Annotated in this window: 15 protein-coding genes; 10 read left to right on the forward strand and 5 right to left on the reverse strand. The window is 69.4% G+C overall.

The features are described 5' to 3' along the window. Window positions 1-201: 201 nt before the first annotated feature. Both KVT45_RS06030 and KVT45_RS06035 read right to left on the reverse strand, forming a co-directional pair. Complete coding sequence (locus KVT45_RS06030; protein ID WP_089106660.1) at window positions 202-786, reverse strand: nicotinamidase; 585 nt, start codon at window positions 784-786, stop codon at window positions 202-204. A 148-nt stretch (window positions 787-934) separates the two neighbouring features. After that, entirely contained in the window at window positions 935-2,281 is a 1,347-nt protein-coding gene (locus KVT45_RS06035) for a nicotinate phosphoribosyltransferase (RefSeq protein WP_217545441.1), read from the reverse strand. Between the two features lie 58 nt (window positions 2,282-2,339). On the opposite strand from KVT45_RS06035, the gene clpS reads away from it, so the two are divergent. The 9 genes from clpS (at window position 2,340) to KVT45_RS06075 (ending at window position 10,578) form a co-directional block, all read left to right on the forward strand. Then, complete coding sequence (gene clpS, locus KVT45_RS06040; protein ID WP_217545442.1) at window positions 2,340-2,657, forward strand: ATP-dependent Clp protease adapter ClpS; 318 nt, start codon at window positions 2,340-2,342, stop codon at window positions 2,655-2,657. A 74-nt stretch (window positions 2,658-2,731) separates the two neighbouring features. After that, window positions 2,732-3,337 (forward strand): DUF2017 domain-containing protein, encoded by a 606-nt coding sequence (locus tag KVT45_RS06045; protein ID WP_217545443.1) that lies wholly within the window; start codon window positions 2,732-2,734, stop codon window positions 3,335-3,337. A 332-nt stretch (window positions 3,338-3,669) separates the two neighbouring features. Beyond that, complete coding sequence (locus tag KVT45_RS06050) at window positions 3,670-5,118, forward strand: amino acid permease (protein WP_217545444.1); 1,449 nt, start codon at window positions 3,670-3,672, stop codon at window positions 5,116-5,118. Between the two features lie 135 nt (window positions 5,119-5,253). Continuing rightward, window positions 5,254-5,676 carry a Mov34/MPN/PAD-1 family protein gene (locus KVT45_RS06055; RefSeq protein ID WP_217545445.1) on the forward strand — a complete coding sequence of 141 codons (423 nt, stop codon included), beginning with the start codon at window positions 5,254-5,256 and terminating at the stop codon, window positions 5,674-5,676. 529 nt (window positions 5,677-6,205) lie between these two features. Further along, complete coding sequence (locus tag KVT45_RS58380) at window positions 6,206-6,301, forward strand: putative leader peptide (protein ID WP_350784557.1); 96 nt, start codon at window positions 6,206-6,208, stop codon at window positions 6,299-6,301. Window positions 6,302-6,388: 87 nt separating this feature from the next. After that, complete coding sequence (locus tag KVT45_RS06060) at window positions 6,389-6,667, forward strand: MoaD/ThiS family protein (protein ID WP_089106666.1); 279 nt, start codon at window positions 6,389-6,391, stop codon at window positions 6,665-6,667. Between the two features lie 7 nt (window positions 6,668-6,674). After that, entirely contained in the window at window positions 6,675-7,625 is a 951-nt protein-coding gene (locus KVT45_RS06065; protein WP_089106667.1) for a PLP-dependent cysteine synthase family protein, read from the forward strand. A gap of 245 nt (window positions 7,626-7,870) precedes the next feature. Next, window positions 7,871-9,949, forward strand: a complete 2,079-nt coding sequence (locus KVT45_RS06070; protein WP_217545446.1) for a putative Ig domain-containing protein — start codon at window positions 7,871-7,873, stop codon at window positions 9,947-9,949. Between the two features lie 122 nt (window positions 9,950-10,071). Next, complete coding sequence (locus tag KVT45_RS06075; RefSeq protein WP_217545447.1) at window positions 10,072-10,578, forward strand: hypothetical protein; 507 nt, start codon at window positions 10,072-10,074, stop codon at window positions 10,576-10,578. A 3-nt stretch (window positions 10,579-10,581) separates the two neighbouring features. Here the strand turns inward: KVT45_RS06075 and KVT45_RS06080 are convergent, their stop codons facing one another. Then, window positions 10,582-11,040, reverse strand: a complete 459-nt coding sequence (locus KVT45_RS06080) for a type II toxin-antitoxin system PemK/MazF family toxin (protein WP_217545448.1) — start codon at window positions 11,038-11,040, stop codon at window positions 10,582-10,584. Window positions 11,041-11,277: 237 nt separating this feature from the next. Between KVT45_RS06080 and KVT45_RS06085 the strand changes: the two genes are divergently transcribed. After that, entirely contained in the window at window positions 11,278-12,030 is a 753-nt protein-coding gene (locus tag KVT45_RS06085) for an MBL fold metallo-hydrolase (RefSeq protein WP_217545449.1), read from the forward strand. Between the two features lie 79 nt (window positions 12,031-12,109). On the opposite strand, the gene KVT45_RS06090 is transcribed toward KVT45_RS06085, so the two are convergent. Further along, window positions 12,110-13,357, reverse strand: coding sequence for a PTS transporter subunit EIIC (locus KVT45_RS06090; protein WP_217545450.1), 1,248 nt, complete (start codon window positions 13,355-13,357; stop codon window positions 12,110-12,112). A gap of 132 nt (window positions 13,358-13,489) precedes the next feature. Beyond that, a complete protein-coding gene (locus KVT45_RS06095) occupies window positions 13,490-14,788 on the reverse strand; it encodes a PTS transporter subunit EIIC (protein ID WP_217545451.1) in 1,299 nt (432 codons plus the stop codon). Window positions 14,789-14,914 lie beyond the last annotated feature (126 nt).

The raw sequence follows: 14,914 nt of genomic DNA on the forward strand, positions 1-14,914 counted from the left end.
CAGGTGCCCACCGGCCGGTCCGGCACCGCCGGAATCCGCCGGCGTGGCTGATCGCCGTTGCGGCGGGAATGGATGTGACCGGCCGACGAAGAGTGCAGGCGATCCATAGGGATCGGCGACCCCGAAGCGCAGCGACCGCAAACCGCACCGACCTCAGGGCGCGGCGAGCTCAGGGTGCAGCGGGCTCAGCGCGGGTGACCCTCAGACCACCGGCTTGCCGGTCAGTTCCACGCCTGCTTCGCGCAGCTCCTCCAGGGCGCGTTCCGTCGTCGCCTCTGCCACGCCGGCCGTGAGGTCGAGGAGGACCTGGGTGCGGAAGCCCTCCCTCGCGGCGTCCAGGGCGGTGGCCCGCACGCAGTGGTCCGTGGCGATGCCCACCACGTCCACCTCGTCGATCTTGCGGGCCCGCAGCCACTCCGCCAGCTTGACGCCGTTCTCGTCGACGCCCTCGAAGCCGCTGTAGGCCGCGGCGTACGCCCCCTTGCTGAACACCGCGTCCACCGCCCCGGAGGCGACCGCCGGGGCGAAGTTCGGATGGAAGCCCACCCCCTCGGTGCCGGCGACACAGTGCGCCGGCCAGCTGCGGACGTAGTCGGGGTTGTCGGCGAAGTGGCCGCCCGGCGCGATGTGGTGGTCGCGGGTCGCCACCACGTGGCGGTAGCCGGCGGGCGCCTGCCCGATCAGCTCCGTGATCGCGGCGGCCACGTCGGAGCCCCCGGCCACCGCGAGGCTGCCTCCCTCGCAGAAGTCGTTCTGCACATCGACGACGATCAAGGCGCGGCGCATGGTCGGTGTCCTTCGCATTCGATATCGGGTCCGTCGACGGGAGAGACGCGGAAAGAAGGGGTGCGGGCCCGGCCTGAACCTATGAGCGTAGAGACTTACGGGGGCGTAGGGGAGGGGGCTTTGCGGGGCGCGTACGCGGGCACTCGCTCTAGCTACCCGAGCGCCCCTGCACGTACTCCGTCGGAATGACCGGTTCCCCGCGCGACAGCTGCGTCGCGGAGAGCGGCAGATTCGCGCGGGCCGCCGCGTGCCGGGTGCGGGGCGCGTCCAGGGGCTCGCGGGCGACGACCTCGCCGGACTTCACCAGTTCGACCAGGAGCTGCCGGTCGACCAGGGCGGCCGGGACCTCGCCGGTGCCGACGACCTCGGCTTCCGCCACCCCGTCGGCGTCCAGCCGCCGCGCCGCCCACTTGCGGCCGCCGACGGACGTCTTGCCGCCCGTCGACTTCTTCGCCACCGGCACCAGCGGTGCCTTCGGGTCGGCGGACTCGGCACGGGCGACGAGCTTGTAGACCATCGAGCAGGTGGGGTGCCCGGAACCGGTCACCAGCTGGGTGCCGACGCCGTACGCGTCCACGGGGGCGGCGGCCAGGGAGGCGATGGCGTACTCGTCGAGGTCGGAGGTGACGATGATCCTCGTGTCCCGGGCGCCGAGCTCGTCCAGCTGCTGGCGGACCCGGTGGGCGACCAGCAGCAGGTCGCCGGAGTCGATGCGGACGGCGCCCAGCTCGGGCCCGGCCACCTCCACGGCCGTACGGACCGCCTCGGCGACGTCGTAGGTGTCGACCAGCAGGGTGGTCCCCCGGCCGAGCGAGTCGACCTGGGCGCGGAAGGCGTCCCGCTCGTGGTCGTGGAGCAGGGTGAAGGCGTGGGCGGAGGTGCCGACGGTGGGGATGCCGTAGCGGAAGCCGGCGGCGAGGTCGGAGGTGGTGGCGAAACCGCCGACGTAGGCGGCGCGGGAGGCGGCGACGGCGGCCAGTTCGTGGGTGCGGCGGGCGCCCATCTCGATCAGCGGGCGGTCCCCGGCGGCCGAGGACATGCGGGAGGCGGCGGCCGCGATCGCGGAGTCGTGGTTGAGGACGGAGAGGATCACGGTCTCCAGGAGCACGCACTCCGCGAAGGAGCCCTCCACCCGCATGATCGGCGAGCCCGGGAAGTAGACCTCGCCCTCGGGGTAGCCCCAGATGTCGCCGCTGAAGCGGTAGCCGGCGAGCCACTCCAGGGTCGGCCCGTCGACGATGTTCCGCTCCTGAAGGAAGCGGAGGACGTCGGCGTCGAAGCGGAAGTTCTCCACCGCGTCCAGGACGCGTCCGGTGCCCCCCACGACGCCGTAGCGGCGCCCGTCGGGCAGCCGCCGGGTGAAGACCTCGAAGACGCTCCGCCGCTCGGCCGTACCCGCCTTCAGGGCGGCCTGCAGCATCGTCAGCTCGTACTGGTCCGTGAAGAGCGCCGTCGACGGGACGTCCACCGGCAGCCCAAGGTCCGCAGTGTTCATGGCGCAAGATGCTACACCCCTTCGCGTCAGTGTGACGATTTAAGGGGCCCGTGGCAGCATGGGCCTTGTGACGTCACCCGCTCCCGTAGAGATCGAACGCACCGAGTCGGCGGAGGAGGCCTTCGCCGTCCCCGAGCCGGACGTCCCGTGGATCACGCTCGTGCACAACGACCCGGTGAACCTCATGAGCTACGTGACGTACGTCTTCCAGACGTACTTCGGCTATCCCAAGGACAAGGCCACCAAGCTCATGCTGGACGTCCACCACAAGGGCCGGGCGGTCGTCTCCAGCGGCAGTCGCGAGGAGATGGAACGCGACGTGCAGGCGATGCACGGCTACGGCCTGTGGGCGACCCTCCAGCAGGACCGGAAGTAGCCACACCCCCGATCGGCCCTCGGCCGGCCCCCGATCAGCTCCTCGATCAGCTCCGGAAGCAGCGAATCCCCTCCATGCCAGGAATCTTCGAACCGCTCCCCGGCGGCGGCGCGGCCGTCGCGCTCGACGACGTCGAGATCTCCATCATCCGGTCGCTGGCCGTCCAGCTCCTGGAACTCATCGGCCCCGGCCCCGCCGAGGACGCCCCCGACGACCCGCTCGCCGAACTGTTCGCCGAGGGTCCGAGCGAGGCGCCCGCCGACCCGGTGCTGCGCCGGCTCTTCCCGGACGCCTACTGCGACCCGGAGCGGCTCCCGCAGTCCCCCGAGGAGGCCGAGGAGCGGCAGGCCCACTCCGCCGAGTTCCGCCGCTACACCGAGAACGACCTCAGGGCCGGCAAGCGGGAGACCGCCCTCGCGGTGATCCGCTCCCTCGACGCCCTCGTCCCGGAGGAGAAGGGCGACGCGGTCCTCAAGCTGACGCCCGAGGAGTCCCGGCAGTGGCTCGGCGCCCTCACCGACCTGCGCCTGGCGATCGGCTCCCGCCTCGACATCACCGACGAGGACGACACCGACCTGCTCTACCGGCTCCCGGACGAGGACCCGCGCAAGCCGATGGTGATGGCGTACCTGTGGCTCGGCGGCCTCCAGGAGACCCTGGTCGCAACCCTTATGCCGTAATCCGTCCCGGTTTCGCGTTCGCTCAGAGGACGCTCAAATCCGGATAACGATCCCGTCACCGTTGCGGCCTGGTATGACCTTTTCGGCCCAACTTTGTCCGCTTCTTCCAGTGGTGTGCGCCACAATCCCTCTCGGCGGAACCCGGTGATCAGTGTTGCGGCCGTGATAAATCTTCACGACCGCCCGGCGAACACCACCCATGTGTACGTCCGGGTGCGCCACCGAACCGGCAACCACCGGTCAGGCACCGCTCCAGCAATCCGGGGGGATCGAAACCCGATCCGAGGCCGACGAGAGGCCCGGGTCGGCATGGAGAAAGGCGCACACCACACATGACCTCCGCTCAGGTCGACACGTCGGAGAAGTCCTCCGGGACCTCCGAAGCCTCCGAAGAGGGGTACGAGCGCGGGCTCGGCAGCCGCCAGGTCCAGATGATCGCCATCGGCGGCGCCATCGGCGTCGGGCTCTTCCTGGGCGCCGGGGCGAACATCGCCAAGGCGGGACCCAGCCTCATCCTGATGTACGCCCTCGCCGGCGGCATCATCTTCTTCATCATGCGGGCCCTCGGCGAGCTGCTGCTCTACCGTCCGGTCTCCGGCTCCTTCGCCGAGTACTCCCGCGAGTTCCTCGGCCCGTTCTTCGGCTACTTCACCGGCTGGACGTACTGGCTGATGTGGGTCGTCACCGGCATGGCCGAACTGACGGCCGCCGCGATCTACGTGAACTACTGGTTCCCGTCGGTCCCGCAGTGGGTGACCGCGCTGGTCTTCCTGGTGATCCTCTTCGGGGTCAACCTGATCTCGGTTAAGGTCTTCGGAGAGCTGGAGTTCTGGTTCTCCATGGTCAAGGTCACCGCCCTGATCGGCATGATCGTGATCGGTCTCGGCGTCCTCACCTTCGGTTTCAGCGCTGCCGGTGACACCGCCTCGGTCGCGAACCTCTACCAGTTCGACGGCTTCTTCCCCAAGGGCGTCGGCTCCTCCCTGATGACCCTTCAGGGCGTCATGTTCGCCTACCTCGCGGTCGAGCTGGTCGGCGTCACCGCCGGCGAGTCGGAGAACCCGGAGAAGACCCTCCCCAAGGCGATCAACACCCTCCCCTGGCGCATCGCCCTCTTCTACGTCGGCGCGCTCACGGTGATCCTCTGCGTCGTGAAGTGGACGGAGTTCGCCCCGGGCGTCAGCCCCTTCGTGGCCGCCTTCGCGAAGATCGGCATCCCGGCCGGCGCCGGCATCGTCAACTTCGTCGTCCTCACCGCCGCGCTGTCCTCCTGCAACTCCGGCATGTACTCCACGGGCCGCATGCTGCGGAACCTGGCCGACAGCGGCGAGGCCCCGGCCGTTTTCCGCAAGCTGTCCGCGTCGAAGACCCCGGCGCTCGGCATCACCGTCTCGGTCCTCTTCATGGGCATCGGCGTGATCCTCAACTACGTCGTCCCGGAGAAGGCGTTCGGCTACGTCACCTCCGTCGCCACCGCGGCCGGCATCTGGACCTGGCTGATGATCCTGATCAGCCACGTCCTCTACCGCCGCGCGGTCGACGCGGGCCGCCTGCCGGCCTCCGCCTTCCCGGCCCCCGGCGGCGCGAAGTGCAGCTGGATCGCGATCGCCTTCCTCCTCTTCGTCACCTGCCTGATCGCGTACGACGGCGACTCCCGGGTCTGCCTGTACGTCATGGCCGGCTGGGCCGCCGCGCTCGGCGTCGGCTGGCTGGTCCTGAAGAACCGCAACCCCGAGGTCGCCGAGCGCCGCGAGCCGGCACCGCTGGAGAAGGCGAACTGACCACCCCCTCCAGGACGTCCCGCCGCAGGGAGCACTCGTGGCGCCCCTTGCGGCAGCCGCTCAGGACGTCCGGCATCTGGGCCGTCCCGTACCAGCCTTCGGTACGGGGCGGCCCTTCTGCTTATCCTGGCGACCATGCTGACCATCACCCAGGCCCTCGTCGACCAGATCGTCGCCCACGCGCGCAAGGACCACCCCGACGAGGCGTGCGGCGTCGTCGCGGGCCCGGCGGGCTCGGACCGCCCCGAGCGGTTCATCCCGATGCTGAACGCGGCGATGTCCCCGACGTTCTACGAGTTCGACTCCGGCGACCTCCTCAAGCTGTACCGGGAGATGGACGACCGTGACGAGGAGCCGGTGGTCGTCTACCACTCCCACACGGCGACGGAGGCGTACCCGTCCCGGACCGACATCAGCTACGCCAACGAGCCCGGCGCCCACTACGTCCTCGTCTCCACCGCCGACACCGACGGCCTCGGCGACTTCCAGTTCCGCTCGTACCGGATCGTGGACGGCGAGGTCACAGAGGAGGAGATCAGCATCGTCGAGGCGTACTGACCCTCGGCGAGCCAACGCCTGCCCCCTTCTCCTCCGCCGCGACGGCGCTCAGCCACGACGGTGGATTTCGGCGGTGCCGGACCGGCCGGTCGTCACCTGCGGGCCGGTGGGGGCTGATCGCGCCCACGCGGCGGAGCCGCATATCGATACAGCCCCGCGCCCCTTGGGTCGGCTGCGCACCCCTTCTCGACCGTTCCCCCTTCTCGGTCGCTCCCCCTTCTCCGCCGCGGCGGCGCTCAGCCACGACGGTGGATTTCGGCGGTGCCGGACCGGCATCGTCACCTGCGGGCCGGTGGGGGCCGGTCGCGCCCACCCGGCGGAGCCGCATATCGATACAGCCCCGCGCCCCTCAGGTCGGCTGCGCCGCCCGGCGACGATCCATCGCCTCCCCGTCGCGCCCATGCGGCGGAGCCGCAAAATCGGTACAGCCCCGCGCCCCTGGGGCAGTCATCTCACCCCTCGGCCGGAATCCGTCCATCATGTGGAATCACACTCCGGAACCCGCACCGGGAATCGATACGATGACCCCATGGTTCTGAACGACGTGGGCGACAAGGCGCGGGGCACCCTGCTCGTGGCGCGGCTGCACGTCGATCTGTGCAGGCTGAACAGCGCCATCTGTTGACGTTTCCCTGCCGCCGTACGGCCATGAGCCGCGGCGTGCTGCTGTGCGCGCCCAACCACCCAGACTTTCCGACAGGAGCCCGCGATCATGGCCATCGAGGTCCGCATCCCGACCATCCTCCGCCAGTACACCGACGGTCAGAAGGCGGTGGAGGGCAGCGGTGACACCATCGCCGACCTCTTCAACGACCTCGAGACCCGGCACGCCGGCATCCACGCCCGCATCGTGGACGACGGCAAGCTGCGCCGCTTCGTCAACGTGTACCTGAACGACGAGGACGTCCGTTTCGTCGACGGCATCAACACCAAGCTCACCGATGGCGACACCGTGACGATCCTGCCGGCCGTCGCCGGTGGCATGGCCTGAGATCGGCATGCGCTACGACTCCCCGTTGGCCGCGGTCGGCAACACCCCCCTGGTGCGCCTGCCGCGGCTCTCGCCGTCCGCCGACGTCCGGATCTGGGCCAAGCTGGAGGACCGCAACCCGACCGGCTCGGTCAAGGACCGTCCCGCCCTGCACATGATCGAGCAGGCCGAGAAGGACGGCCGGCTGACCCCGGGCTGCACCATCCTGGAGCCGACCTCGGGGAACACCGGCATCTCGCTGGCGATGGCCGCCAAGCTCAAGGGCTACCGCATGGTCTGCGTGATGCCCGAGAACACCTCGCAGGAGCGGCGGGACCTGCTGGGGATGTGGGGCGCGGAGATCATCTCCAGCCCGGCCGCGGGCGGTTCCAACACCGCCGTACGCGTGGCCAAGGAGCTGTCCGCCGAGCACCCCGACTGGGTGATGCTCTACCAGTACGGCAACCCGGACAACGCCGGTGCGCACTACGCGACCACCGGTCCGGAGATCCTCGCCGACCTGCCGTCCGTGACGCACTTCGTCGCGGGGCTGGGGACGACCGGCACGCTGATGGGCGTCGGCCGGTATCTGCGCGAGCACAAGCCGGACGTGAAGATCGTCGCCGCCGAACCCCGGTACGACGACCTCGTGTACGGGCTCAGGAACCTCGACGAGGGCTTCGTACCCGAGCTGTACGACGCCTCCGTGCTCACCACCCGCTACTCGGTCGGCTCCGCGGACGCGGTGACCCGGACCCGGGACCTGCTCCAGCAGGAGGGTATCTTCGCGGGCATCTCCACCGGCGCCGCGCTGCACGCCGCGATCGGTGTCGGGAAGAAGGCCGTCCAGGCCGGCGAGAGCGCGGACATCGTGTTCGTCGTCGCCGACGGCGGCTGGAAGTACCTCTCGACCGGTGTGTACACCGCCGCCACGACCGAGGAAGCCATCGAGACCCTCCAGGGTCAGCTCTGGGCATAGCGCTCATCATGCACGCGCCAACCCCCTCCTATGAGGGGGCTAAGCGCTGCCTATGACGGTGCAAAGATCTTCGCCCGGAGGAACCGGTCCCCGGTGAACCCCGCTAGGTTCCTCACCGTCCTGTCATGCCACGCTCATCGGCATCCCAGGGTGTTTTAAGTGTCATGCTCATGACCGCGCACTCTGCCGCCGCTACGCGCGTCACGGGCCTGCCTTGTAACCCCACCGATGGAGGCAGTACCCCCATGCGTGAATCACGACGGAGCCTGCGAAGACTCCTGGCCTTCGCTTTCCCCGCCCTCGCCCTCGCCGTCTCCGGTTTCGTCGCGGCACCGACCGCACAGGCACAGGCACCGGCGCACGCCATCGCCCCCCAGGCCACCGCCCAGACCACCCGGGCCGCCCAGAACTCCAAGGCCCTCACCGACCCCGCCCGGCAGGCCGTGCACAGCACCGGCAAGGCCGGGCAGAAGGTGCCCACCAAGCACCTGTGCGCCACCGTCAGCAAGCCCGGTGAGGTCAACTGCTTCGCGCAGCGCCGCACCGACATCAAGCAGCAGCTGTCCGCCGCGCTCGCCGCGGCCCCCTCCGGCCTGAGCCCGACCAACCTGCACAGCGCCTACAACCTGCCCTCGACGGGCGGCTCCGGCCTGACCGTCGCCGTGGTCGACGCCTACAACGACCCCAACGCGGCCTCCGACCTGGCCACTTACCGTTCCACGTACGGCCTGTCGGCATGCACCGTCGCCAACGGCTGCTTCAAGCAGGTCAGCCAGACCGGTTCGACGACCTCGCTGCCGACGAACGACTCCGGCTGGGCGGGTGAGGAAGCGCTCGACATCGACATGGTCAGCGCCGTCTGCCCGAACTGCAACATCATCCTCGTCGAGGCCAGCTCCGCCACCGACTCCGACCTCGGCACCGCCGAGAACGAGGCCGTCGCGCTCGGCGCCAAGTTCGTCTCCAACAGCTGGGGCGGCTCCGAGTCCTCCTCCCAGACCAGCGAGGACACCTCGTACTTCAAGCACCCGGGTGTCGCGATCACCGTCTCCGCCGGTGACTCCGACTACGGCGCCGAGTACCCGGCGACCTCCCAGTACGTGACCGCCGTCGGCGGCACCGCGCTGTCCACCTCCTCCAGCACCCGCGGCTGGACCGAGTCCGTGTGGAAGACCAGCTCCTCCGAGGGCACCGGCTCCGGCTGCTCCGCCTACGACTCGAAGCCGAGCTGGCAGACCGACACCGGCTGCACCAAGCGCATGGAGTCCGACGTCTCCGCGGTCGCCGACCCGGCCACCGGCGTGGCGGTCTACGACACCTACGGCGGCTCCGGCTGGGCGGTCTACGGCGGTACGAGCGCCTCCTCGCCGATCATCGCCGGTGTGTACGCCCTCGCGGGCACCCCGGGTTCGAGTGACTACCCGGCGAAGTACCCGTACTCCCACACCAGCAACCTGTACGACGTCACCAGCGGCAACAACGGCTCCTGCACCACCTCGTACTTCTGCACCGCCGGCACCGGCTACGACGGCCCGACCGGCTGGGGCACCCCGAACGGCACCGCCGCCTTCACCTCCGGCACCACCACCGGCAACACGGTGACCGTCACCAACCCGGGCAGCCAGTCCACCGCGACCGGCAGCTCGGTCAGCCTGCAGATCTCCGCCTCCGACAGCGCGGGCGCGACCCTCACCTACAGCGCCAGCGGCCTGCCCACCGGCCTGTCGATCTCCAGCTCCACCGGCCTGATCTCCGGTACGGCGTCCACCGCGGGCACCTACAGCGCCACCGTCACCGCGACCGACTCCACCGGTGCCTCCGGCTCGGCCTCCTTCACCTGGACCGTCAGCACCAGCGGCGGCGGCACCTGCTCCTCGTCCCAGCTCCTTGGCAACCCCGGCTTCGAGTCGGGCAACACCACCTGGACCGCGAGCAGCGGCGTCATCACCAACTCCAGCAGCGAGGCCGCCCACGCGGGCTCGTACAAGGCCTGGCTCGACGGCTACGGATCGACCCACACCGACACGCTCTCCCAGTCGGTGACGATCCCGTCCGGCTGCACCGCCACCACGTTCACCTTCTACCTGCACGTCGACACGGCCGAGACCTCCACCAGCACCCAGTACGACAAGCTGACGGTCACCGCCGGTTCGACCACCCTGGCCACGTACTCCAACCTCAACGCGGCCACCGGATACGTGCAGAAGTCCTTCAGCCTCGGGTCCTACGCGGGCTCGACCGTCACCCTGAAGTTCAGCGGTGTCGAGGACTCCTCGCTCCAGACCAGCTTCGTCGTCGACGACACCGCCGTCACGACCGGCTGACCCCGCCCGTGAACTGACCGGATCCCGCACCCGGAAGCCTTCCGGGTGCGGGATCCGTATGAGCGGCGGATACGTCATATCGGCACCAAGGGTCCGTACCCCGACGGAAAGGCGGACACCTCATGCGCCGTACGACGTTCCACCGCGCGTCTCTCGCCGTGGCGAGCCTGCTCCTGCTGGCGGGCTGCGGCTCCCAGAGCGGGGGCGGGGACAAGGGCAGCGGCACGGTGTCCGCGAAACCGACCCCGACACCGACCGCGACCTCGACACCCACCCCCTCCGCCAGTGGCTCCGCCGCCGGCTGCACGCCCCTGACCTCCGAGCTCACCGCCGCCGACAGCGGCCGTACCTTCTGCCTGGCCAAGGACGGGGCCTTCCGGGTCACCCTGACCGGCTCCGAGCAGCGCCCCTGGAAGAAGATCACCGCGGCCGGGGACACGGCCGCCCTGAAGGAGATCAACTACGGGATCATGCTCCGCGGCGGCGACGCCGGAGCCGCCTACCAGGCGATGGCCGCCGGGACCGTCACCCTCTCCTCCACCCGCCCGCTGTGCGCCGAGCCCACCGCGTCCGGCCAGGTCTCCTGCAAGGGCATCCAGGAGTGGCAGGTCACCGTAAGGGTGGAGTGAACTTCAGCCGGCCAGGTGCCGCACCTGGTCCCACAGCACCGGGTCGACCACGCCCACCCGGCGCCGGAACTCCCATACCGCGATCTCGCGCAGCTCGTCCGTCTCCAGGAAGCTCGGTCGGCCCTGGGCGTCCCCGACCGAGCCGGGCGGCAGCGGGATCACCCCGGCGCGCTCGTCGTGGTACTTGCTGGTGATCTTCGCGATCGTCGCCCGGTTGCCGCGCACGGCCAGCACCAGGCAGGGCCGGTCCTTGGCGCCGGGACCGTTCTCGTAGGGCACGTTGGCCCACCAGATGTCCCCCGGATGGGGCCGTCCGAGCTGCCCGCGCGGGCCGCGCGGATGACCCGGCGGGCGGGTGCGGTGCCCGCGCGGACGGTGGCCCCTGCCCCAGCCGTCGACGAGCGTGGCGACCAGCGCCAGCAGGACGACTGCCGCGAGCGCGAGCCACCATGACGTGTCCATACGACGACGTTACCGGCGCGAGATAATCGACGCGCGCCCTTACGCGATCCTCATACGCCCTCGGTCCAGCCGAACCGGTGACGCCACAGGTGAGTTCGCCCACAACGGCCCCTGGCGGAGGAGCGACCGGCTCTTTTGCGCCTTACGCTCGACAAACCGCACGACCCCCGTCATGCCCTTTTTCCCGACTCCAGTTCCCAGCGCATCTGGGTTTCCGCCAACGGAGGTTTCTGCTTCATGAAGCTCACCGTCGTCGGCTGCTCGGGGTCGTTCCCGTCCGCGGAATCGGCCTGTTCGAGCTACCTCGTAGAGGCCGACGGCTTCCGGCTGCTCCTCGACATGGGCAACGGCGCCCTGGGCGAGTTGCAGCGCCACTGCGGTCTCTACGACCTCGACGCGATCTTCCTGAGCCATCTGCACGCCGATCACTGCATCGACATGTGCGCCTACTTCGTGGCGCGCTACTACCGCCACGACGGCGGCCCGTGCCCCCCTATCCCGGTCTACGGCCCCGAGGGCACCGAGCACCGCCTGACCACGGCCTACGCGGACACCCCCACCGCCTCCTCGATGAGCGAGGTCTTCGACTTCCACACGGTGAAGCCGTCCACGTTCGACGTCGGCCCCTTCACGGTCCACACCGAGCGGGTCCGCCACCCCGTGGAGGCGTACGGCATCCGCGTCGAACACGCCGGGAAGTCCCTGACGTACTCGGGCGACACCGGCGTCACCGAGGCGCTGGAGGACCTGGCCCGGGACACCGACCTGTTCCTGTGCGAGGCCGCCTTCACGCACGGCAAGGAGAACATCCCGGACCTGCACCTCAACGGCCGCGAGGCCGGCGAGACCGCGGCCCGGGCCGGCGCCCGCCGCCTGGTCCTCACCCACATCCCGCCGTGGACCGACCCCGCCGTGAACCTCGCCGACGCCCGCGAGGTCTTCGACGGCCCGGTGGATCTCGCGGCGCCGAGGGTGACGTACGAGATCTGACACGTGTACGGCGTTCAGGGCCGTACGACGAGAAGGCCCCCGCCGCCGCGGGGGCCTTCGTCATGTGTGCTGCCGGGACTCACGCCTTCGTGAGGTCCTCGATCTCCTCCTCGGGCTCGCGGCCCGGGGTGGGGAGGTTGAAGCGGACGATGGCGAAGCGGAAGACGAAGTAGTAGATCGCTCCGAACACCAGGCCGATCGGGATGATCAGCCAGGGCTTGGTCGCCAGGTTCCAGTTGAGTATGTAGTCGATGACACCCGCGGAGAAGGTGAAGCCCGCGTGCACCCCGAGCGCCCAGGTGACCGCCATCGACACGGCGGTGAGCACCGCGTGGATCACGTACAGCAGCGGCGCGATGAACATGAAGGTGAACTCGATCGGCTCGGTCACACCGGTCACGAAGGAGGTCAGCGCCATCGACATCATCATGCCCATCACGGCCGCGCGGCGCTCCGGGCGGGCGGTGTGCGCGATGGCCAGGGCGGCGGCCGGGAGACCGAACATCATGATGGGGAAGAAGCCGGACATGAACTGACCGGCCGTCGGGTCACCGGCGAAGAAGCGGGTCAGGTCACCGTGGACGATCGTGCCGGACGCCGTCTTGTAGTCGCCGATCTGGAACCAGGAGACGGTGTTCACGAACTGGTGCATGCCGACCGGGATCAGCGCACGGTTGATCAGACCGAACAGACCGGCACCGAGGGCGCCCAGGCCCGTGATCCACTCACCGAAGTTGGAGATGCCCTCGCCGATCGGCTTCCAGACCAGACCGAAGAAGACGCCCATGACCGTGCCGACGAAGGCCATGATGATCGGGACGAGCCGGCGGCCGTTGAAGAAGCCGAGCCAGTCCACCAGCTTGGTCCGATGGAAGCGCTGCCAGACCACCGCGCCCAGCAGACCCATCACCAGGCCGCCGAGCACACCGGGGTTGTTGTACGTCGCGGCCACGTCCGCGCCCGCCTGGACCTTCGCCTCGGTGACGGGGAACGCGGTGAGCACGTTCTTGTAGACCAGGAAGCCGACCAGGGCGGCCAGCGCGGTGGAGCCGTCCGACTTCTTGGCGAAGCCGATCGCGACGCCGATACAGAAGAGCATCGGGAGGTTGTCGAAGATCGCGCCGCCCGCGGTGGCGAACACCGAGGTGACCTTGTCGGGCAGGTGCAGCTTGTCGTGGATGTCCTGCTGGCCGAAGCGGAGCAGCAGACCAGCCGCCGGCAGTACGGCGATCGGGAGCTGGAGGCTGCGGCCGACCTTCTGCAGGCCCTGGAACAGACCGGATCCCCACTTCTTTGTGGGGGCCGCCGTCGCGGTGGCGGTTGTCATACTTCCTCCATCGGTGGTGGTCTACACCACTCAGTGGTGTAGACCTGTTGTACACGATGGGGGCGATATAAGGAACCCGTCAATTCCGCAACCGGAGCGCTACGCGCTGTACGCCATATGGCGACAGGCTGCTTAAGCCTTGGTGACGTCCTCCACTTCGTCCTCCGGTTCTCTGCCCGGGGTCTTCAGATCGAACCGCGTGATGGCGAACCGGAAGATCGCGTAGTAGACCGCCGCGAAGCACAGGCCGATCGGGATGATCGCCCAAGGCCGGGTCGCCAGCTTCCAGTTGATGACGTAGTCGATGAGCCCCGCCGAGAAACTGAACCCGTCGTGCACCCCCAGCCCCCAGGTCACCGCCATCGACACCCCGGTCAGCACCGCGTGCACCGCGTACAGCAGGGGCGCGATGAAGAGGAACGAGTACTCGATCGGCTCGGTGATGCCGGTCACGAACGACGTCAGCGCCACCGACAGCATCAGACCGCCGATCTCCTTGCGCCGGTGCGGCTTCGCGCAGTGCGTGATGGCGAGCGCGGCGGCCGGCAGCGCGAACATCATGATCGGGAAGAACCCCGACGTGAACTGACCCGCGTGCGGATCACCCGCCAGGAACATGTTGATGTCACCGTGCACGGTCTGGCCGTCGGGCGTGGTGTAACTGCCGAACTGGAACCAGATGGGCACGTTCAGGAACTGGTGCAGCCCGACCACCAGCAACGCCCGGTTCGCGAGCCCGAACACCCCCGCACCCCACGCCCCCGCCTCCCGCAGCCAGTGACTGAAACTCTCCAGACCACTGCCGACCGGCGGCCAGACCCACAGGCACAACACGGCGAACGCGATGGCCACGAACGACATGATGATCGGGACCAGCCGCCGCCCGTTGAAGAACCCGAGCCAGTCCACCAGCCGCGTCCGGTGGTACCGGGCCCAGAAGAAGGCGGTCAGCAGTCCCAGCGCGATACCGCCGAAGACCCCCGGATTCTGGAACGTGAACGTCGACACCGTCCCCTCGCTCACCTGGCACCCGATCCCCGGCAGCGTCCTCGAACCGCCGGGACAGTCCTCCGGGAACTGGTGCAGCACCCCGTAATAGACGAGAAAGCCCGCCACCGCCGCCAGCGCCGTCGAACCGTCCGCCTTCTTCGCCATCCCGATCGCGACCCCGACACAGAACAGCAGCGGCAGCCCGATCGAACCGTCGAGCAGCGCCCCGCCCGCCCCCTTCATCACCTTGGAGACCGCCGTCCAGCCCAGCCCCTGCTCGCCGAACACGTCGGGCTGGCCCAGCCGGTTGAGGATCCCCGCGGCCGGCAGCACCGCGATCGGCAGCTGCAGACTGCGGCCCATCTTCTGCAGCCCCTGGAACAGCACGTTCCACCGCTCCCGCGCGGGACTTGCCGTACTGTCGGCGCTCTCGGCACTCATGGGCGCGTCCTCCGGGCCGCTCGGCTGCACCGCGGGTTGCCACGGGGGTTTGTCGACCACCCGCCAGCTGGTGTAGACCAGTCGACAGACGGTTCCGCCGCGGTGCTCGCCATCATTCGGCACCCG

This window comes from Streptomyces sp. GbtcB6 (genome assembly GCF_019091475.1).
In the GTDB taxonomy this organism is placed as follows: Bacteria; Actinomycetota; Actinomycetes; order Streptomycetales; family Streptomycetaceae; genus Streptomyces; species Streptomyces hyaluromycini.